This window comes from Polyangium fumosum (genome assembly GCF_005144585.1).
Taxonomy (GTDB): domain Bacteria; phylum Myxococcota_A; class Polyangia; order Polyangiales; family Polyangiaceae; genus Polyangium; species Polyangium fumosum.
Window position 1 is genome coordinate 25424 of record NZ_SSMQ01000010.1, and the last position, 18760, is coordinate 44183.

At 68.7% G+C, this 18760-nt stretch carries 19 protein-coding genes; 6 read left to right on the forward strand and 13 right to left on the reverse strand.

The features are described from left to right. Positions 1 to 17 precede the first annotated feature (17 nt). Positions 18 to 551, forward strand: a complete 534-nt coding sequence (locus tag E8A74_RS11800) for a hypothetical protein (protein ID WP_136929075.1) — start codon at positions 18 to 20, stop codon at positions 549 to 551. On the opposite strand, the gene E8A74_RS11805 is transcribed toward E8A74_RS11800, so the two are convergent. From E8A74_RS11805 to E8A74_RS11825, 5 genes are all read right to left on the reverse strand, one after another. Continuing rightward, positions 545 to 3331, reverse strand: a complete 2787-nt coding sequence (locus tag E8A74_RS11805) for a TonB-dependent receptor domain-containing protein (RefSeq protein WP_136929076.1) — start codon at positions 3329 to 3331, stop codon at positions 545 to 547. The two genes, E8A74_RS11800 and E8A74_RS11805, sit on opposite strands and share 7 nt — an antisense overlap. Before the next feature lie 74 nt (positions 3332 to 3405). Next, on the reverse strand, positions 3406 to 4167 hold the full coding sequence (locus tag E8A74_RS11810; RefSeq protein ID WP_136929077.1) for a hypothetical protein: 762 nt from the start codon (positions 4165 to 4167) through the stop codon (positions 3406 to 3408). Positions 4168 to 4224: 57 nt separating this feature from the next. Continuing rightward, complete coding sequence (locus E8A74_RS11815) at positions 4225 to 4749, reverse strand: hypothetical protein (protein ID WP_232379513.1); 525 nt, start codon at positions 4747 to 4749, stop codon at positions 4225 to 4227. An 83-nt stretch (positions 4750 to 4832) separates the two neighbouring features. Continuing rightward, the gene (locus E8A74_RS11820; protein ID WP_136929079.1) at positions 4833 to 5681 is read right to left on the reverse strand and encodes a hypothetical protein; all 849 of its coding nucleotides are present in this window, start codon (positions 5679 to 5681) and stop codon (positions 4833 to 4835) included. Between the two features lie 110 nt (positions 5682 to 5791). Beyond that, positions 5792 to 6220, reverse strand: coding sequence for a hypothetical protein (locus tag E8A74_RS11825; RefSeq protein WP_136929080.1), 429 nt, complete (start codon positions 6218 to 6220; stop codon positions 5792 to 5794). A 219-nt stretch (positions 6221 to 6439) separates the two neighbouring features. Here E8A74_RS11825 and E8A74_RS11830 point away from each other — a divergent pair, with 219 nt between their 5' ends. Continuing rightward, positions 6440 to 6760: a hypothetical protein gene (locus tag E8A74_RS11830; protein ID WP_232379514.1), complete on the forward strand. Its 321-nt coding sequence runs from the start codon at positions 6440 to 6442 to the stop codon at positions 6758 to 6760. A gap of 143 nt (positions 6761 to 6903) precedes the next feature. After that, positions 6904 to 8868 (forward strand): hypothetical protein, encoded by a 1965-nt coding sequence (locus E8A74_RS11835; RefSeq protein ID WP_136929081.1) that lies wholly within the window; start codon positions 6904 to 6906, stop codon positions 8866 to 8868. Between the two features lie 3 nt (positions 8869 to 8871). Here E8A74_RS11835 and E8A74_RS11840 read toward each other — a convergent pair whose 3' ends face one another. From E8A74_RS11840 to E8A74_RS11850, 4 genes are all read right to left on the reverse strand, one after another. After that, entirely contained in the window at positions 8872 to 11250 is a 2379-nt protein-coding gene (locus tag E8A74_RS11840) for a hypothetical protein (protein ID WP_136929082.1), read from the reverse strand. Positions 11251 to 11363: 113 nt separating this feature from the next. Beyond that, positions 11364 to 12029 (reverse strand): DNA alkylation repair protein, encoded by a 666-nt coding sequence (locus E8A74_RS11845; RefSeq protein ID WP_136929237.1) that lies wholly within the window; start codon positions 12027 to 12029, stop codon positions 11364 to 11366. A 72-nt stretch (positions 12030 to 12101) separates the two neighbouring features. Then, on the reverse strand, positions 12102 to 12266 hold the full coding sequence (locus E8A74_RS52180; protein WP_170229059.1) for a hypothetical protein: 165 nt from the start codon (positions 12264 to 12266) through the stop codon (positions 12102 to 12104). Between the two features lie 7 nt (positions 12267 to 12273). Beyond that, complete coding sequence (locus E8A74_RS11850) at positions 12274 to 12570, reverse strand: DUF5713 family protein (RefSeq protein ID WP_338089482.1); 297 nt, start codon at positions 12568 to 12570, stop codon at positions 12274 to 12276. A 379-nt stretch (positions 12571 to 12949) separates the two neighbouring features. Between E8A74_RS11850 and E8A74_RS11855 the strand changes: the two genes are divergently transcribed. Next, positions 12950 to 13684, forward strand: coding sequence for an alpha/beta hydrolase (locus tag E8A74_RS11855; protein ID WP_136929084.1), 735 nt, complete (start codon positions 12950 to 12952; stop codon positions 13682 to 13684). Between the two features lie 45 nt (positions 13685 to 13729). Further along, positions 13730 to 14293 (forward strand): hypothetical protein, encoded by a 564-nt coding sequence (locus tag E8A74_RS53870; RefSeq protein WP_211365342.1) that lies wholly within the window; start codon positions 13730 to 13732, stop codon positions 14291 to 14293. A 1-nt stretch (position 14294) separates the two neighbouring features. Here the strand turns inward: E8A74_RS53870 and E8A74_RS11865 are convergent, their stop codons facing one another. Beyond that, complete coding sequence (locus E8A74_RS11865) at positions 14295 to 14774, reverse strand: hypothetical protein (protein WP_136929085.1); 480 nt, start codon at positions 14772 to 14774, stop codon at positions 14295 to 14297. A 193-nt stretch (positions 14775 to 14967) separates the two neighbouring features. On the opposite strand from E8A74_RS11865, the gene E8A74_RS11870 reads away from it, so the two are divergent. Further along, complete coding sequence (locus E8A74_RS11870; protein ID WP_136929086.1) at positions 14968 to 15522, forward strand: GNAT family N-acetyltransferase; 555 nt, start codon at positions 14968 to 14970, stop codon at positions 15520 to 15522. Positions 15523 to 15532: 10 nt separating this feature from the next. On the opposite strand, the gene E8A74_RS11875 is transcribed toward E8A74_RS11870, so the two are convergent. Genes E8A74_RS11875 through E8A74_RS11890 form a run of 3 tightly spaced genes read right to left on the reverse strand, consistent with a single transcriptional unit; the run spans position 15533 to position 18734 of the window. Then, complete coding sequence (locus E8A74_RS11875) at positions 15533 to 16405, reverse strand: TrmH family RNA methyltransferase (RefSeq protein ID WP_136929087.1); 873 nt, start codon at positions 16403 to 16405, stop codon at positions 15533 to 15535. A gap of 22 nt (positions 16406 to 16427) precedes the next feature. After that, positions 16428 to 17630: a vWA domain-containing protein gene (locus tag E8A74_RS11880; RefSeq protein ID WP_170229061.1), complete on the reverse strand. Its 1203-nt coding sequence runs from the start codon at positions 17628 to 17630 to the stop codon at positions 16428 to 16430. A 60-nt stretch (positions 17631 to 17690) separates the two neighbouring features. Further along, positions 17691 to 18734, reverse strand: a complete 1044-nt coding sequence (locus E8A74_RS11890; RefSeq protein WP_136929090.1) for a hypothetical protein — start codon at positions 18732 to 18734, stop codon at positions 17691 to 17693. Positions 18735 to 18760: the final 26 nt, after the last annotated feature.

Below are 18760 nucleotides of genomic sequence, written 5' to 3' on the forward strand. Positions count from 1 at the left end.
ATTCTATCACGCGGAGGATGCTCCCCCGACGCGCCCTCCCCCTCGCCCTCGCGTCCCTCACCGGCCTGCTCGCGTCGTCCTGCACGAAATACGAGCTCGCCCTCCACGAAAACGCCCCGCCGAGCGCGTTCGCTCCGCTGCCCGCGGACGCCGCGCGGATCTGCGTCCTCCGCCCGCACGGGGTCGCCTCGCTCGTGCCCGCGGTCGTGCGTGACAATGGCCGGCTCGTCGGCATGACCAAGGGCCCGTCGTATTTCTGTTATCTCGCCGAGCCGGGGTTTCACACGGTCCTCACGCGGTATGGCGACGACATCGACGCCAAGCTCGGCTCCGACGCGCTCGTCGACGCGACCCTGACCGCCGAGCCAGGGGGACATTATTTCCTGCACCACGACGTCTCGGCCATCCTCACGCTCTCCGTCAAGTGGGTCGCGCCGACGAGGGCGAACGAGATGATCGCCGAATGCGACTACGCCGAGCTCGTCGAGGTCCCCTCGAACGAGTCCCTGCCTGCGCCCGGCGAGATCGTGCGGGCGGCGCGGCCTCAATAATCGACGCGCAGCCCGAAACGCACCTGCCGCGGCGCCTGCCAGGCCACGGGTTTTCCGTACCGAGGGTTCTCGACGATGTCCTCGGGAACGTCGTCCGGCGTGCCGTCCAGGATGGCGGTCACGTTGTTCGACGTGTACGTCTGCTCGACCGCCGTCTCCGTCTGGCTGCCCGCGAGGTTGTAGACCTCGACGCTCACGCCGAGCCGGAGGTCCTTCCGGAGCAGCGCCGACACGCCGAGCCGCGCGTCGATCCGGTTCACCCACGGCGTTCGCCCGGCCGCGCCGCGCGGCAGGATGTACACCTGATCTTCCCCGTACATCGCGTGCGCGCCGATCATGCTGTACGGCATCCCCGATCGCCCCGTGTATCCGGCGCCGGCCTCCAGGACCACCCCGGCCGGCAGGACGAACTCCTTGCCCGCGTACACCTTGATCGAATGCGTGTGATCCCCGGGCAAGAGCCCCGTCCGGTTCGGGTCGAGCGCGAGCGTATCGAAATCCGTCGTCACGTTCGGATCGAGCTGCCCCGTCTCCGGCACGAAAAACCCGTTGTAATTGCCGTAGAGCGAGGAGAACGTATAACTCGCGATTCCGACGAACCCGCCCGAGAACGGCCGCATCGCCGTCAGCGAGAGCCCGTTGTACACCCGCTCCGCCACGGTCCCAAAGGCCAAGGCCCCCGCGCCTGGATTGCCGATCAACGCCCCACCCGTCGACAAACGTACATCCTCGATCGCGCGGATGAGCTTGTCGTGTACGAACACGGCGCCGAGCCGCACGCCGAGCGGCGCCTCGATCTCCGCCCCCGCCGAGACCTGGTGCGACGCAGGCGCGGAGGCCTCGGGATCGACGGCATTCGGGCCGCCTTGTTTGGCGTACAGCGTGCTCGGCTGGGACGTCCCCAGGGCCACCACGGCCGAATCCGGCCCGCATCCGCCGTACATATCCTCCGGTTCGTGGACGCTGCAGATGCCCCTCCGGTGGAAACTGGCGAGCCGGGGTTCGTCTGCGATCCCTCGCAACGAGATGTTGAGCGGCACGGCCTGGTAGCGCATCCCGTACGTCGCGAAGATCCGCGCCCGCCCCTTCTTCGTCGGATCCCATACGACCCCCGCGCGCGGCGCGATCATGAACGGCAGGGCGAGCGTCCCGGCGCCAAACACCTGCGCGTCGTACCGCAGGCTCGCTTCGACCACGAGCCCCTCCAGGATACGCCACGTATCCGCGACGAACGCGCCCGCCGTGAACGTCGTCACCTGCGTCGTCATCGTATCGAACGTGAACGGCGCATCGGGGCCGCGGAGAGAGCCGTACCGTTCATTCTGCACGAGATCCGTGGCGAAGCTCTCGCGCATGAAGACGGCGCCGGAGTACCCTTGCACCCGCGTGACCGCCCCGACCTCGAAATCGAGACCGGCGCGGATCCGGTGCTCGCCGAGCCCACGCGCCCGCAGCGACACGACCGCGCGCCCCTCCACCCGGTCCGCGGTGACCCGGGACAGGCGCCCGGGGCCCCCCATCGAATACTGGCTCGCGGCGCAGTTCACCGCGAGATCGGCGTCATTTCCATTCGGGGAGCAGAGGGGAAACGCCTCCGTCGGCAGATCCTCGAAATCGGTGATCGGGTGGGACAAGTCCGGTGGACTGCGCCTCCACAACATACGCGGCGCGTGCGCGAGCGTCCCCGGCGTCCCGATGTCGTCGACGCCCGATCCATCCGCCGCCCCCGACTCGTTCTGGTTCCGCACCCAGCCGAGCGCCACGTCGAGCCGCGCGTCGCCTCCGAACAGGCTCGTCCCGCGCAGCACGACCGCATTCGTGAGCGTCGTCTCCCGCCGGCCGAGGGCCGTGAGCTCCCCGTCGAGGTTGTCCACGCCAATCGCCTCGCTCCGCGGATCGAACGCATACGCCGCGCCGCCCCCGGCCCGTGTATAGGTCCCGAACACGGACAACGAGAGCTCCTGCGCCTTCGAAGGCCGATACGTGAGCTTGCCAATCCATTGCCCGAGGTCCCCCTGGGCGAACTGCGTGCTCTCCGTCCCGGGGAGCCGCGTCTTTTTCTGCGCGCCCGTCTCCGGATCGAGGACCGGCACGAACGAAGACCCTCCGAAATCGTCCGGCGCGAGCGACCACGACATCGCGTTCAGGCTGCGATCCAGGCGATACCGCCGCCGGGCGAGGCTCCCTCCCGCGAAAAAGAAGAGCCGATCCTTCACGATCGGCCCGCCCACGGCCCCGCCGACATCCCGCACGCCGTCGAGGCGCGGATCGGTGTGAATGACCGTGTTCTCGAAGACCCGCGACGGCCTATCCCCTTCGAGTGCGCCCGGCGCGAGGCTTCCCCACGACGACGCCTGCCATTGGTTCCCCCCGCTCTTCGTCGTGACGTCGTATACCCCGCCCATGCCCCGGCCGAACGCAGGATCCGCCCCCGCGACCGTCATGTCGGCCCGCGCGACGAACTCCATCGAGAGCGGCATCTGAAGGAGGCCAAGCACAGGATTGCCGACACGAATCCCGTCCACGAAAAACGTATTCTCCGGCGAGCTCGCCCCGACAAACGACACGCCATAGAGGTCTTCCCGCGTCCCCGGCAAGAGGAGCGCGAGGTTCTCGAACGAGCGCGCCGGCCCGCCCCGCAGCTCCGGCGCCATGAGCGGCAGGAGACGCACGCCGGCCGGATCGATGGATTCGCCAAAGCGCGTCGGGCTCCCCTCCCCAAGGCCGCTCGGCAACACCTCCTCGGCGAAGACGGCGGGCGTGGCCAGAAAAACGCTCACGAGGGAAACAAGACCGGAAACCCGGAATGGGAAAACCACGTTTCGTTCTCCAGACGTTCGTTGTGCCGAACGGATCAAAGCGGATCCAGCGGGGAGCCCACGAGCACGCAGTGGAGCGTGGCCGCATCACAACGCGTCGGGATGCGCGGGTCGATCCCGGAGCCGATCAAGTTCCCCGTGCCCGGATCCGGCGCGGGCGAGCAATCCTCGTCGTCCGGCGTGGGGGACTCGAAGTCGAGGCCGCCGCAGCCGACCGACGGCGAGAGCGCCGAGACCTCGTACGTCACCTTGCACCCCTCCGTGAGGTTCTCCATCGTGAGCTCCGCGGCGAATCGCAGGCCCGGCATGCTGTGGGTGACGTGCATCCGGACGTCCCTCCAGGTCTCGCGCAGGTGCGCGCCCGGCACCTCGAAGGGCATGCCCAGGTCGTCGAAAAAAACCTGCGGGGGAAACGTGATCTCCGCCGGCGCGAGGTCCCCCGCGCGGCAGATCCCGTCCGCGTCCGCGACCTCCATGAAGGGCCCGATCGCATACGACCGCTGCCCCCCGAGGTCGCTCCCGAAGGACATCGCTTCCTGCCGCGCGCGGCCCAGGAAATCCGATTGCACGGCGATGGTCGGCAGGCTCGGCTCCGACCCCTTGTGGCTTCCCGCGGGATACACCTCGATCCCCACTTCCTCGCCGATGCGGGCGTTGCAGGCGCCGCTCTGCGAGAGCACCCTGTACCGCGCAAAGTAAGACACGGAGGAGACGTGGCACGGCGCAGGCGGCTCTTCACAAGCCGCCGTCGTCGCGAGCAAAAGCAAGGGCGTGATCCGGCGCAGAAGGATAAACATGTGGGACAGCACCCATGCTACAGGACGTGCGATCCCCCGACAATCGAGATGTTTCGCTCAGCCTCGGGGGCCCTTCACCGGCACCCCCGCTTCCCGCAGGAAAACCACCACGGGGCGGAGCGCGTGCGCCGGACCTTTGCCGAGCCGTAGCTCTTCGCCGTTTTTCATTGTAAGGACGAGCCAACGCGGCTCGAAGCCCGGCTCGGTCGATTCCCCTTCGACCCCTGCCACCACGGGCGTCGCCGCGTGGACGAGCTCCCGCGCGTCGAGCGTCCGGGAAAAACCACGGCCCTCCTGCACGATCTCGCCGCGCTCGAGGTCGATCCGGAAACGCCCGTGCTTGCGCGCGCTCCGCCGCGCGATGCGATTGCCGATCGCGGCGGCGGTCGTCCAGAGGATCGCGACGAACAGGATGGGGAAAGGCGCCGCGCGGAGCCCGACGATGACCGAGACGAGGATCGAGGCGACGAGCGCGAACGGCGCGTAGAGCTTCACCAGCGTATCGGCAAAACCCCCGGGGCAGTCACAGACGAGCACGAGCGGGCTCTCGGCCACGATCGTGCCCTCCTCGCTCCGCAGCAATGTCTCCCGCTCCTCCAACGAGGCCCTTGTTCCTCATCCCGCCCCACATGGCAAGATCGAAGCGGGCGCGCGGCTTCAGGCGTTCAGGCCGTCGGACGCTTCCGCGAGCGCCACTCGCGCAGGAGCCGGATCCCGAGCACCGCCACCGCGAGGCCCACGGCGAACGCAATTCCGATCGGCAAAGGCTCGAGCTCCCGCCGGAACCCCTCGCTCGCTCCGCGCGCGGCCGAGCGGCTCAGCGAGGCCACGACGTCGTTCACGCAAGGCTCACCCGCCTTCGACGGACACTGCGCGAGCTCGTCCTTCGCCGCGGCAAGGGCGCCGCGCACCGCCGCCCCGGCCGCGCGCTCGGCCGCCGCCGCCATCGCGTCCGCGAGCGGCCCCTCGGCATCCGGGCCGAACCAGCCCGCGATCTCGCCGCCCATGGCCCGCGTGAGCGACCGGCCCATCTCGCCCGAGACCTCGCCGACGAGCGACTTCGCCTCGTTTTCCCGTCTGTTCATGCCTCGCACGAGCCCCATCGCCGCCTGCTCGCCAGCCCTCGCGGCCGCCTGGTTGATGGGACCGCGCTCGTCCATCACGGTGTCGACCGCCGTGCGCAAGGACTCCGTGACGAGGTGGCGCACGATCCATCGCTGCTCGGGCACGGTCGCCGTGAGCCCTCGCATCGCACCTTGCATCACGTTCGCGGAGATCGCTTCGAGGCCCGGTGGTGGGCCGGCGGCGAGCGCATTCGTCAGGAAGCGATCGAGCAAGAGCCCCATCTTGCGGGCGAGCTCGGCATCCTCGGGCGGCGTCTCCAGGGCCGAAATCGCGCCCAGCGTCGCCTCCCGGGCCGGCTTTTGGACATTCGCGGCGCACCCGAGCATCACGAGCCCGAGCACGATCGCCAGCATGATCGCCTTCATATCGATCCCCCGTGGCGGGCGCATGCGTGCACCTCCCGCGCCGGGCGCACGCTGCACGCGAATACGTCGGCGGCGAAACGTGTTTGACAGGGAGAACGGGGGCACGCGACGCCGAGCGCGTCGGTGATGTCCGCTCAGGTCATGCCGTACCAGCGCTTCGTCTCAGGCTTCATCCAGACGACGAGCAGCGGGATCGTGATGGGCAAACAGCACGTGTTCCACAGCATGTTCAGCCCGATCAGGACGATCCCCAGCGTGTAGGCCCACCGCGCCCTGCCGGCGAAGAGCACGATCGCGTGCGGGATGATGACGAGGAACGAGAGGCCCGTCATGAAGAGCCCCATCACCCATTCCCCGGTCGCGGACGATCCGGACACACCCCGCATGAGCGGCCCGAGCATCAGGTAAAGCCCCGTCCCGAACATGCCGAAGAGCATGAGCATCATCAGCACCGCATAGATACGAAAGTAATACACCCCCTCCGGCGGACGCTCCTCCTCCATCAAAAGAGGCGTCCCGGGAGGAGCGCCGGAGGGGATGAAGTACGGGCCCTGATGGCTCATGACGTCCGGCCATCATCACCCGAGTTCGCCGGGCCCGGCAAGCCCGCGCTTGAAAGCCGCCCCCGCGCCCCTGCTCTTCGCGCCGCTCGGCGTGCGGGCCGACGACGACGAGCCCGCCTCGCCGCTCCTCCCCTGCACGCTTCCTCTGTTGGCGTGATCGTCGCAAGCGTCGGCCGGCGCGGGCCTGTCGTCGTCGGACCAGGGCCCCGGGAGGAATCCATGGATCAGTCGTTCGACGTCTCCACGCAGGGCATGACCTCCACCTTGAACAAGAACGAGGGCAAGACGACGCAGCTCATCGAGCGCCAGACCTCGCGCCTGCCCTCGATCGCGTACCTCGGCCTCGCGTTCGGGTCGATGTTGATCTCGGCCAGCCTCGCGGCCTCGGCGCGCCCGCAGCGCCGCTTCGGTTACTCGAAGCGCCTCGAGCTCGCGAACTTCGTCGGGCAGTGGGTGCCGTCGCTGCTCCTGATCGGCGTCTACAACAAGCTCGTCAAGGTCGAGCACGAGATGCTCTCCGCGCGCAGCGTGGTGCGCTGACGAGCACGGCGAAATCCGTCGACGCGTGATTTCCCACGAGCCCCCGCGGAAAACGCGCCTCCCGTAGACATGCGGAGAGGGCCTCGCGTATCGTGCTCGGCTCGGGAGGTCGCTCGGCTCGCGGCTTCCGTTCGGAGGTCGCCATGGCAGAGGCCAAGCGCGTCGATTTCAATGCATTGCCGAGGGAGGTGCGGGAGCGGCTCATCAGCTGCATGCAGCACCAGTCGTCCCCGTACCCCCTTTTGTCGAGCGTGCCCTCGCAAGGCGCGGCCATCGCGGGGTGGTTCATCCTCGCGCTCCTCGGCTTCATTCTGGTGGTCGGCACGCTGCTCTACGAGTTCGGCCGGACGCTCCAGTCCATGCCGCTCATGTTCGTTTACTTCCTCGGCACGGCGATCGTCTTCCTGTCGATCCTGTTCCTGGTTCGTCGCGTCCGCCTCGGCTCGGCGCTGCCGTACAAGCCCGGGCGTTTCCTCTTCCCGATGGACTTCATCAACGCCGAGGATCGTGTCCTGCGCATCGTGCCGATGAGCACGCTCGTGGATTTCCGCGGCGTCCATCAGCACACGAACGGCATTTACAACGGCACGACGCTCACCTTCACATTCGAGGGGGGGCTCACCGAGTCGTTCACGATTCACGGCAAGGAGCGCGCGGAGGAGGTCCTCCGGCAGCTCGGCGACTCGCAGCGCCAGGTCCGCGAGGCGGCGCAGGCGCGTGACTTCGACACGCTTCTCAAGCTCGATCCGCTCTTCGAGGTGCGCGTCAAGGACACCTGGGCCGTGCAAGCGCCGCGGGACGAGGACATGCAGCAGCCTGCTGCGCAATCGATCGGCGCGCTCTTCGCGAAGGGCACGATCCTCGGCGTCTCCGCGGCCATCGCGGCCTTGCTCGCCCTGCCGACGTGGCACTTGCGCAACGTCGCGAGCGACGAGGCGATGTTCGCGACCGCGATGCGGCTCGATGACGAGTACGAGTGGGAGCACTACGTCCGCAAGGGCAAGCGCCACCTCGACGAGGCGCGCGACGAGCACCTGCCGCGCGCGGCGCTGCGTGGGGCCAAGAAGAAGGGCTCGGTCACGGCGCTGCGCGAGTTCCTCAAGAAATACCCGAAGTCGGTGGTCGAACAGGAGGCGCGCGACGAGATCCACGCGCTCTTCACGAAGACGCTCGGCGAGTTCCGCGAGCAGGCTTCGATCGACGATCCGAAGCTCCTGCCGTTCATGGAGAAGCTGCTCGCGTACCTCGAGAAAAACGACACGGCCCGCGTCGAGGCGCGCTTCGAGGCGCCTTCGACGGAGAAGCTCGACAAGGTCGACGAGCTGCTCCGGAGCAAGCTCGGCGGCGAGATCGCAGGCGGCGGCAACATCGTCGCCGTGGCCCCGCACTTCGGCGAGAAGGTGGGCGTGCAGCGCGAGGCCGAGATCGTGCGGAGCCTGCAACAGGGCTTCGAGAAGGTCTTCCCGGCGGACGTGATGGCGCTGAAGCAAGGCCCGCGCATCGGCCCCGACGGCAAGCCCCTCGCGGTGCAGCCGAAGGACGTTCGCGACCCTTACGATCGGCTGCGTGACGCCGCCAGCAGCAAGAGCATCGCCGACATGCGCGCGGCGCTCGACTCGCTCGACGCGCGCGACGCCAAGATCGGGAAGGACCCCGAGGCGAGCACCGTCGAGGCGCCGACGATCGAGGTGCGTTACGAGGTTGGCTGGGCCGGTGATTTCTTCACGGAGGACAAGGGCGACCGCAAGTTCGTCGGCATCGTGGTCGACTTCCACGTCGTCATGAAGATCCCGGGCGAGGCGGACAAACTCGAGTTCGACCTGCCCGTACAGCCGCCGGACCACTTCACGGTCGACTACACGAACCCGATGTACGGCATCGGCGGCGGGCCGAGCGAGGGCCGCGTCTACGACGTCATGGCCGCGCGCGCGTTCGACCAGCTCAGCGACAAGATGCGCCGCGTCTTCTTCAAGATCGGCAGCAAGGCCTACGGCCCGCTCGACCCCGACGACCTGCAGGACATGGCCCCGACGCCGCCCGACAGCGTGCTCGGCGGCCCCGGCGGCAAGGCGCTGCCGTCGGGCAAGAGGCCTGGAACGAAGCTGTAGAGGCTAGATCTCCTTCGCCCGTCCCACCTTCGGATCCTCCGACGCGAGCACCGCGTGCGCGAGCGGATCCGATCTCCCGAGATCCTCCAGAAGCTGCACGAGCCCCCGGCGCGAACCGTAGTAGTTCGACGCGTCGTGGTCCGCGTCCGTGATGCACCCGCGGACGAGCGACCTCGAGATCGACGGGAATCGCAGGGCTTCGAGCGCCATGGACCAGAGGCCGTCGACGAAGTTCTGGTCGGCGGGGAACTCGAGCAACCCGGCCAGCATGAGCAGGACGGCGGCGCGCTTGCCCGCGGGCGTGTGCATGGGCGGGCCGTCGAGCAGGCCCGTGTCGAAGGCGCGCCACATCGCGTCGGCCGCGCAGAGCAAGCGCTTGATCTCCTTGCCCGCGTGGCTCAGGTGGGCGTGCATCATCACGTCCGCCTGCATGCCCGCAGGTCCTTCGGTGCCGCGCACGTACCGACAAACGGCCGGCAAGGCCCCGAGCCGCTCGCCGGGCAACCCGCCGGGCACGTCGGCCGGCGGCTCGCCGCGATCGTAAAAGCCGCCCGCGTGGAAGACGTAAAAGAGCTCGCTCTGTCCGGGCAAACCCGCCCAGAGATCCGAGTATTGGGTGACGCGGTTCATGCTGCCCGCGGCCCAGCCGAGCCCGGTGGCCGCCTCGCCGCCGATCTGCGAAGGCGCGACGCCCGGATCCCGGGGCGTGAGTGAGGCGCGCAGGTCCTCGGCGAGCTCGGCGATCGTGAGGTCGAGGAAGCCGTCGTAGAGATCGGCGCGGCCATCGCGGTTGACGTCCTGGAAACGCGCGACGACGAGGGGATTGCCGGGCCCGATGAACTGCGAGAAGCCGGGGAAGCTCGCCTGCGGGTGGCGCCATTGCGCGCGCCGCATGCGGGCCTCGATCTCGGCGTGGGTCTCCTTGGCGCACATGCCGCGGAGGAGCTCGACGAAACAATCGACGCCCTCGGACGCGTTCATCTTGCCGCCGGGCCCGCCGGTGCGGAAGTAGGTGCTGTCCCAGGACGAATAGATGTCGGCGTCGGGGAACGTGCGCGCGATGGCGAAACGGGTTGTCAACCCGGCACATTGCGCGTTCATCATGATCTTGTAGCCGGCCTGGCGTGCGGTCGCCGTGGCGGCGCGCATGTCGTAGGCGCCGAGCTGGGCGTGCCGGTTGATGAAGACCCCGACGAACGCCGCGTCGGCCATTTCGAGGTTCTCGTCGTCGGGCCGCGCGGCGCGGGCATAGAGCCAGACCGGATCACCACTCGGGGTACGGAACGGCGCTTCGAGGACACGATACGTCCCGTATTTGGGCGGCGCCGGTGACCCCTCGGGCGCTGCGATTTCGCGGAAGTCATAGCGGTCGATGAAGATGTCGACCTCGCCCTCGTGGAAATCGCGGGCCGAGCACATCGCGAACCGCCACGGGCCGGGGAGCGTGTCGTAGGGCGGCGCCTCGCGCACGAGGCTCCGGACGAGGCTCCGCGCGAGCTCCCGGTCGGCCGCCGTGAGCGCCGGCGCGCGCATCGAGAGGAGCTGAATCGCGTGCGCCCGGAGCGCCGGCACGGCCGCGGGCCCGGTCTCGCTGGCGACGAGCGCGAACATCAGGGCCGCGGCCTGGTCCGCCGCGGCGCGGAACTCCGGATCCCGGAGCGCCGTGGCCACGAGGTGCGAGAGCACGGTGAGCGCGGCCGATCGAATCTGCGCCGCCGCGGTTGGATCTTTTCGGGCATCATCGGTGGTCGCCCCTGCCGCGGCGAGCGCGCTCCGGGCCTGGGTGAGCAGCCCTTCGGCCTGCGCTGCGGTGAGCCGCTCGGGGCGCAAGGGTTCGTCGGGGTGAAACGCACTCGGCGGGAAGAGGCGCTCGAACGTCGTGGTGCGGCGGGACGAGGCCCAGCGCGCGGCGCGGACGAGCGCGGGGCCCGCGTCGAGGCCATGTGGCGGCGGCCCTGGCTCGACGGCGAACGCTCCGTCGGGCAAGAGCCATAACGACGGCGCGCCTTCGCGCCCGGCCGTCAAATCGAGGGCCGCCGCGAGGGCGACGGACGTGGCATCGGGCCCGATCGGCTTGGCCTGCCCCGCCGGCACGACGGCGACATCGGCGATCCTGCGCCGCACGGGCGATCGTCCGGGGAAGACGAGCCGCGCGCTCTTCTCCCGGTGCGCCACCACCATCTGAATCGTCGCCTCCGACACGGGAGGCGCGACGCTCACGACGTAATCACGATCCCCGGCGAGAAGGACGTGCACGCCCGGCGTGCGCCGCGCGTCCTCCCAGCTCTCGGCCGTCTCTTTTCCAGCGCCGGCGAGGACGACCGGCACGTCGACATTTTCACCCGGAGTCGCACGAAAGCGGAGGAGAATGGGGTCGGGCATGGGGAGCTGCTCCGAGGGGAAGCGTCCTCCGGTATGCGGGGGTGATCAACGGAAAACGGGTCGGGACCGAACGGAAAGTGGTACGCTCGGGCTGGAAATGGGCGGTGGAGGGGTCAACCTTGCCGACGCACCATTTCGTTGATCCAGATGGGGGCGAACGGAGAGGTGCAACCCTTGGAGACCGGATAATCGCGATAGATTCCCAGTTTTTCGCCGATGGCGATGGCGCGCTTGCGATGCTTGGGGAAGTGGATGCCGATCCCTGCAAGACAGGAGTTCATCGTCCATTGTACTTCCGAAACAGCGTTCCCCATTTCGGACTCGATACGGTCCAGAAGCGCAGGCAGATCGAGCCCATCCGGACGTTTGGCGATGCGCTCCGACGTCAGGCTCCAGCCGGCGCGGGCGGCCCAGGGGTCATCCTCTTGCATCCATGCTTGGCGAAGAGACTCCTTGTCGGGATGGTTCTTGACGACATAGGAATTCAGCCAGTCCGCGACTTGCACGAAGTCGACGGATCGCACCATCCGATCCATCTCGTCGCGAGACAGGTTTTTGGGCTTGAGCAGAAGGATTGCCAGGAGCCGGGCATCGATGTTCCCGGTGTCCCAGAGAGCGATGGCCAACGGGTGGTTGGTCTTGTCCTTCGCGGCAAGCGTCCGTATGTCACCAAGACGGACGCCGAACTGATGGTCCCCTGCGCCACGTTTTTTGTTTTGCGCACGGACCGTCTCATGACCGAGAGATTTCAACTGCGCGAGGGCATCCTGGAGAGTCATTGCCATGCTCGTGGCGCTCCTTGCGTCGGGGAATGCTGGGGAACGGTTTGATAAGGTAGCCGCATAACCATTTCACTGCGCCGGCTCGACCGCCGCGGGCGCCCCTCGATCGGTGACGATTGGCACCTTCTGTAGAAACGACCAGCGACGGCCGTGCGCGTCGATCAAGTGGCACTCGACCCAGCCGGGCTGCGCGTCGTCGGCATATCGAACGTTCTGCACCTGGACGCCCATCATGGGAGCGTCACCAATCCCGCGGCGCGATGGCCTCCTCGATGTCGAATTCGTAGCCGTAGGCGCCGAGGAGGAAGCCGATGTCCTCCGCGATGGCCTCGCGCGCCATCGTCTCGATCTCGCTCTCCGCCTCGAAAAACTCCTCCTGGAGATCGTTGAACGCCTCGGTCGTGGCGTGCGTGAGCGCGTAGACCGCGTTCCCCTTGGGCGCCTCCGTCTCGATTCGCTCCGCGAGCGCCACGAGGAGCCGCTGGCCCTTCTCGACGAGGAGCTTCGGGTAGTAGCTGTCGTCGATCATCGACTTCAGGAATTTTCACTGCTTCACAGTGTCATTCTTGATGGTCATCGATCGATTGTCCTTTACCAGCGCCCATCAGCGACGTGACGAGGGGCGGCAAGAGGGCGGAGTCTTCCAAGGGCCAGGTCCCTGCTGACCACATCGAGCGCCGCTTCGAGCTGCTCCAACGTTCGCTTTTCCACGCGTTTTTCCCTCGCCCGACGTCTCCCCGTAACATGCCACCCCTCCGCCGCTGGCACAAGCTCGGCCTGGAATCGGAGACCGTTTGCCCAGGGATGCCGCCCCAGCGTCCTCCCGCCGATATCGCCACTCTTCCTGTCCCGCGCCACGCGCCCTCCCTTCGCCCACCCACCGCACCCCCTCGAAATCCTGCTACCGTCCTCCCCCCATGGAACCCCGCACCATCGGCCCCCTCCGCGTCCACGTTCGTGGCGGCGACGACCACCGCGGCGGCGGCGACGGCCCCGCCATTCTCCTCTGCCACGGCTTCGGCGCGCCCGGGGAGGACCTCGTCAGCCTCTGCCGCGTCATCGACGCCGGCCGCGGCGTCCGCTGGTTCTTCCCCGAAGCCCCCCTCGAAGTCGAGGTCGGCCCCGGCATGCGCGGACGTGCCTGGTGGGACATCGGCATGGATCGGCTGATGACGCTCCTCATGCGCGGCGACATCGACGGCGCCATGAAGCGCCTCGACGAGGTGCCCGAGGGACTCACGCCCGCCCGGGATGCGCTCGCGGAGACCGTCGAGATCCTCGGCAAGGAGTACGGCGTGCGGCGGGATCAGCTCATCGTGGGCGGGTTTTCTCAGGGCGCCATGGTCACGACCGAGCTCGTGACCCACCTCCGCGAGCCTTTCGCCGGCCTCGCCGTGCTCTCCGGGACCCGCCTCGGCGGGGAGCGCTGGCAGGCGGGGCTCGATACGATCGGAGAGCGGCTCGCGGCGTTCATCTCGCACGGACGGCGTGATCCGCTCCTGCCTTTCGGGCGCGCCGAGATCCTCCGGGACATGATGACCGCCGCAAAAGCGCGGGTGACGTGGGTGCCGCACGGCGGGGCGCACGAGATCCCCCCGGTCGTCGTGAATGGGCTCGGGACGTTCGCGCAGGCCCGGCTCGGCGGGGTGTAGCGCCCAGGCTCCCCTTTTCGGGCTCACGGGCGTACACTCGTCTCCATGCTCCGACGCTTCCACATCGCCGAGCCTTGCAGCGAACGCTGGGAGTCGATGACGGGGTCGGAAGCGCGGCGGCATTGCGGTTCGTGCGACAAACAGGTCGTCGCGCTCGCCGAGCTCACCCCCGACGAGGCCGATCGCCTGATCACCTCGGCCCGGCCGCATTCGCTCTGCGTGCGGGTGGAGCACGATGAGGAGGGCAACGTCCTCTTCCGCCATCAAGCGCCGAGCCCCCCGCCTGCCCGGCGTTTGCCCCGGCTGCGCCTCGCCGTAGGCGCCTCGCTGCTCGTCGCCGCCTGCGGCAAGAGCGAGCCCGCGCCGACCGCGACGAACGAGCCCGTGAAGCCCGAAGCCGCCGAGGCGCAAGCGCCACCCACGCCGCCCACGCCGCCCGCCTCGCCCGAGGCCGAGGCGCTGCCGAAGACGACGCCGCCCGAGCCGCCGGCCGGCCTGAACCCGCACAAGCACAAACACGACACGGCCACGGTCCCGGGCAAACCGAACACGCGGGTCACGACGGGTTGCGCGTGCGCGCTCGACGATCCGCTCTGTAGCTGCCTCTGACCTACGAGGGTTCGCGCGCGGGCGTGGCGTCCGCGGGCCAGAGCCTGCGGAAGCCGAGGCCGACGATCGTGCCGTCGCCGCGCTCGACGAGCGCGCCGAAGCGGCACTTCTCGATGAGCGTGCCCTCGTCCACGCGGCCCTCGTCGAGGTAACGGATCCGCTGGCCCTCGCTCAACTTGGCGAAGACCCGCGCGTCGGCGGCGATCGCCACGAGGTCGCGTGGAAGCTCGGCGTCGAGCGGGGCCGCCACGGCGCGACGGGTCCGGCGGACCACGTTCTCGTCGACCCACACGTCGAGCTCGTCTCCCCGGACGAACAGGACCACGCCCGTGAGCCGAACGCCGCCCGGCGTGGTGAACGTGACCGCGTCGCCGGCCCCGGGCTCGGTCGAGGCGCGCCCGCCGAGGCGCTTGCGCATGGCGTCGACCGTCGGAGGCGGCGGCTTCGGCGTGAGGACGGGGAGCCCGAATTTCCGGACCATCGAGCCAAACATAACGCGCCCCGCCCGCCGCCGCGATCCCCGTCGCGTGCATCCCACCCACCGTGGCTTGCCCTACAGTTTTCCCACGGAGCACGATTTATTTTTCGTGGTCTCACTTTTTTTTCGGACGAAAGGGTCGTTCGAGACATGGAGCTTATTGAGGGACCTCTGTCGTCCGGTCCCGTAAAACCCCATGCTCGACACGTACGTCCTTCCCGTCTCCCCCGACGAACCCACGACGGTGGCCGAGAGCCTGGCGCTGCTGGAGCACGAGCTCGACGAGGTGCCGGACGCCGTTTTTCCCGGTCTGTCAGGACAGCCACCGGAGCTCGACCCATGGGAGGTGGTCAACATCCTTGAAGGCGAAATGTATGCCGGGCGGCTCAAAGGTTTTGCCGGGTACGTCGGGGGTTTTCCCGCGGCGCTCTGCCTGGTCGGCGCCCTCGCGGCCTTCGGGCCGAACGCGTCCGCGACGGCGGGGCGGGTGTCCACGGTGGCCTGCCTGCTCGTGGCCCCCCGTTACCAGCGGCTCGGGCTCGGCCGCGTGCTGCTCGCCGAGGCCGAGAACGCGCTGAGGGCCGAAGGCGTGACGTTCGTGGACGCGTACCCGCCGAAGGCGCGGCCCGGGAAGGAGGCGGGGCCGCTCGCGACGTTCCTGCAGGCAGGGTTCGTCCAGGTGGGGGAAGCCGGAGATCGGGTCCTCGTGCGGAAGACGCTGGGGACGACGCGGGCGCGGAAGGTGGGGTGAGCCGCGGGGGTTACCGTCGCCGCGGCGGACGCCCCCGCGGCGGGCCCGCGGGCGGACGTGCAGGCTGCGCCGCGGGCGCCGCGGGCGCGGGCGACGCGGGGGACGGGTTTTTCCCGAGCAGGTTCTCCCGGACAACCTCCGCCAGGAGCACGCTCGCCGCGATCGACACGTTGAGCGACCCGACCGTCCCGGCCCCCGGGATCGCCACGAGCGCGTCGCATTGCGCCTTGGCGCGCTCGGAAAGCCCCTCGCGCTCGTGGCCCAGCACCAGGACCACCGGGCGCTTGAAGGCGAAGCCAAACACGTTCGCCGCGGCGTCGCTCTCGCCGCCCACGATCGTGATGCCCCGGGCGCGCAGACGCGCGAGGGTGTCGGGCAGGTCCGTGGTCCGGGAGAAGTCGAGCTGCTCGGCGCCGCCCTCGGCCACGCGGACGGCGTCGGGCGGCAGACCCGGGTGCGGGGCGGGCGCGCCGAGGAGCGCGGCGTCGAGGCCAAAAAACGCCGCGCTCCGCACGATCGCGCCGATGTTGTAGGGGTTGCGCACGCGCTCGAGCGCGATGGCCGCCCCGCGCGTGCGGACCAGCATGTCCGCGAGCTCGTTCGTGCCGAGCCACGCCCGCGGCCGCGTATGGAGACAGAGGCCCTCGTGGTTTTTCGTGTGCGCGATCCGCTCGAGCTCGTCGTCGCGCAGCTCGTGGCAAGGAACACGGCGCGCCGCGGCCCAGCGCATCAGGGTCTCGAGGTCGCGCCGCGCCTCGCGACCGTAGGAGACGGCGAGGACATCGTCCGGGCGGCGGGCGAAGACGGCGAGGCCGGCGCGCAGGCCGTGGACGATCTCGGGGGCCTGGGCGCCGGGGGCTCGCGGGTCGGGCTTCTGCTTCATGAACGGGGTCGAACCTTCCGGATCAGTTCGGCGTGGGCTCCTGGCACCCGAGGACGATATCGAGGTCCTTGACCACGCCGTTCTTCAAGCTATCGCACGCCGGGCCGTGGAAGACGACCTGGTTCTTGCCCGCATCGTAGGTCCACCCGTCCGTCTTCGTGTCGTCGCGGCTCACTTCGGTCGTGTTGTCGAAGAAGACGTAGATCTCGTTCGGGTTCGGCGGCACCGTGTCGAGCGTGTACGCGCAGGAGAGCGTCTTCTTGGCGATGGTCGCGAGCGCCACGTCGAGGCTCGCCTGGTCGGAGGCGTCGTAATACTGGTTCGCCCCTGCGGCCGGGACGCCGCCGGCGATCGCGAATTTGTTCATCTGCGCCGGGTCGATGCCCGCCCCGAAGCCGATCACGAACGTCGGGATGCCGCGCATCTCGAAGAGGTTCTTGATCTCCATTTCGGTCGTCGCGTCCGAGCCACACGTCTCCTTGCCGTCCGTGATCAGCACCGCATACCTGTCGCGATTGGTGTCGTCGAACGCGGGCTCGGTCGTCGATTGCGTGACGGCCGTCTGGATGTTCGTGACGCAGGGCCCGTCCGGGAAGTATTTGTCCGCCTTCGCGAGCGCCGCCGTGAGCAGCTCTTGAATGGCCGTCTCGTTGTCGGGGCCGACCGGAATGGGGATCGCGGCCTGCTGGCAGTTCGGCGTCACGAGGTCGGGGAAAAGCGTGAGGCCGAAGCGAATCTTGCCGGTGTAATCGGTCGTCATCTTGTTGATGGCGGCGACGGCGATGTCCCACTTCGTCACGTTGCCGACGAGCGCCGTCATCGAGCACGATCGATCGAGCACGAGCAGCATGTTCGGCGGGACGGTCTCGACCTTCGCCTCCTGCGCGCCGCAGTCGCCGCCGGGGACACACGTCTTCGTCGCTTCGTCACACTGCATGCCCGCCGAGCAGTCGCTGGCGACGGCGCACGTGCCGGGATCGATACACGTGCCTGCCGCGCTGCACCTCTGCGGCGCGACGCAGCCCGGATTGCAGCCGAACGAGCCTGCGCCCGCGCCCGCGGAGCCTCCCCCCGCGCCGCCCATCCCGCCCGCGCCCGACGTGGCGCCGGCCGCGCCGCCCCCGGATGACGCGCTGGATCCGGCGTCCCCACACGCCGACGCGATCACGAGGCCCATCACGCCCAGGAGGGCCGCCCAAGTCGAAGAGGAAGAACGTTGCAGCATGGATCGAGATTACTCGATCCGTCGCCCCGACGATAGATGGCAGCACGCGCGAAGCCGCGATCAAGGCGCGCGCAAGGTCACGCGCACGAATCGCGGAAAATAGAGCGACGTGTCGGCGAGGAGCGTGGGAAAATCGAGGCTGTTCGAGGCATACGTGACGACGAGATCGGCGCCTTCGAGCTCGGGATGGCCCTTTCCGGCGTAGACGATGGTGTTCTCGCGGTCGGATTCGGGGGGATGGTAGAACGTTTCGAGGTCGGAAAAGGGGCCGCGGAGGTCGTTCGCTGTGCGGAGCGCAAGATCGGAAGCGCCGAAGCCCTCGGCCTGCACCTCGATCCACAGATCGCGCGCGCGGTCGTGGTGCACCGTCAGCTCGGTTTGCCCGTCCTCGAACGCGAGGCCGAGCGATTCAGGCTTCGTGAAATCGATAACGTCGCCCGACGCGGGCAGGGGAAACCGCGTCAAGTGGATGGCGTGCCCCTCGGACTCCTGCGCGCCGAAGGCGTAGAGGTGATCGTCGTGCACGAGCACGCTCGCGGAGCCGACGATGACGCCCGCATCGTTCGAGGGCATTTCGAGCTCCTTCATCACCCACGCGGGCGGGGCGTCGTCGGGGTTCTCGACGACGAAGACGTCGGCATCGAACACCTCGAAGCCGAGGCCGCCGCTCGCCGCGCGGACGGCCATCATGAACAGATAGAGTTTGTCGCCCACCCGCTCCCCATCGCCGGGCCAGTACCAGGTATCGTCTTTTTCGGGGAAAAAGGAGGCCGGCTCGGCCTCGGGGCCCTTCCAGAAAAACTCGATCGAGGCCTCGCTCGGGTCATAGCCATTCTGGATGGCGATGCTGTTTCGAACGAGGCGTGATTCGCTGCGCACGTGCGCATCACTCGTGGCAATGAAGCTGTCGCCGAAGAGCCAGAGCACGCGGCCGCCGCCGAGGTCGACCGAATAGGCATCGTCGGCGCCGAGCCAGCGGGGCTCGGCGTGGAACAGGGCGTCGGCCTCGGGCCAGGCCGTCGCCGTCGCCTCGATCGCCGGCGCTTCCCCACAACCGACGAAAAGCGCGCCAGCGAGGAAGATTGCGCCAAGACGGTTCCACATACCACCCATCCCATCCTTTTATCAGC

Bases quoted from the DNA above. Each gene is read 5' to 3' on its own strand.
- E8A74_RS11875 (WP_136929087.1), bottom strand. From the start codon at position 16,405: ATGAAGCAGAAGCCCGACCCGCGAGCCCCCGGCGCCCAGGCCCCCGAG.
- E8A74_RS53870 (WP_211365342.1), top strand. From the start codon at position 13,730: ATGCTCCGACGCTTCCACATCGCCGAGCCTTGCAGCGAACGCTGGGAG.
- E8A74_RS11830 (WP_232379514.1), top strand. From the start codon at position 6,440: ATGGATCAGTCGTTCGACGTCTCCACGCAGGGCATGACCTCCACCTTG.
- E8A74_RS11820 (WP_136929079.1), bottom strand. From the start codon at position 5,681: ATGCGCCCGCCACGGGGGATCGATATGAAGGCGATCATGCTGGCGATC.
- E8A74_RS52180 (WP_170229059.1), bottom strand. From the start codon at position 12,266: ATGATGGGCGTCCAGGTGCAGAACGTTCGATATGCCGACGACGCGCAG.
- E8A74_RS11865 (WP_136929085.1), bottom strand. From the start codon at position 14,774: ATGGTCCGGAAATTCGGGCTCCCCGTCCTCACGCCGAAGCCGCCGCCT.
- E8A74_RS11855 (WP_136929084.1), top strand. From the start codon at position 12,950: ATGGAACCCCGCACCATCGGCCCCCTCCGCGTCCACGTTCGTGGCGGC.
- E8A74_RS11800 (WP_136929075.1), top strand. From the start codon at position 18: ATGCTCCCCCGACGCGCCCTCCCCCTCGCCCTCGCGTCCCTCACCGGC.
- E8A74_RS11840 (WP_136929082.1), bottom strand. From the start codon at position 11,250: ATGCCCGACCCCATTCTCCTCCGCTTTCGTGCGACTCCGGGTGAAAAT.
- E8A74_RS11870 (WP_136929086.1), top strand. From the start codon at position 14,968: ATGCTCGACACGTACGTCCTTCCCGTCTCCCCCGACGAACCCACGACG.
- E8A74_RS11825 (WP_136929080.1), bottom strand. From the start codon at position 6,220: ATGAGCCATCAGGGCCCGTACTTCATCCCCTCCGGCGCTCCTCCCGGG.
- E8A74_RS11845 (WP_136929237.1), bottom strand. From the start codon at position 12,029: ATGACTCTCCAGGATGCCCTCGCGCAGTTGAAATCTCTCGGTCATGAG.
- E8A74_RS11835 (WP_136929081.1), top strand. From the start codon at position 6,904: ATGGCAGAGGCCAAGCGCGTCGATTTCAATGCATTGCCGAGGGAGGTG.
- E8A74_RS11810 (WP_136929077.1), bottom strand. From the start codon at position 4,167: ATGTTTATCCTTCTGCGCCGGATCACGCCCTTGCTTTTGCTCGCGACG.
- E8A74_RS11890 (WP_136929090.1), bottom strand. From the start codon at position 18,734: ATGTGGAACCGTCTTGGCGCAATCTTCCTCGCTGGCGCGCTTTTCGTC.
- E8A74_RS11880 (WP_170229061.1), bottom strand. From the start codon at position 17,630: ATGCTGCAACGTTCTTCCTCTTCGACTTGGGCGGCCCTCCTGGGCGTG.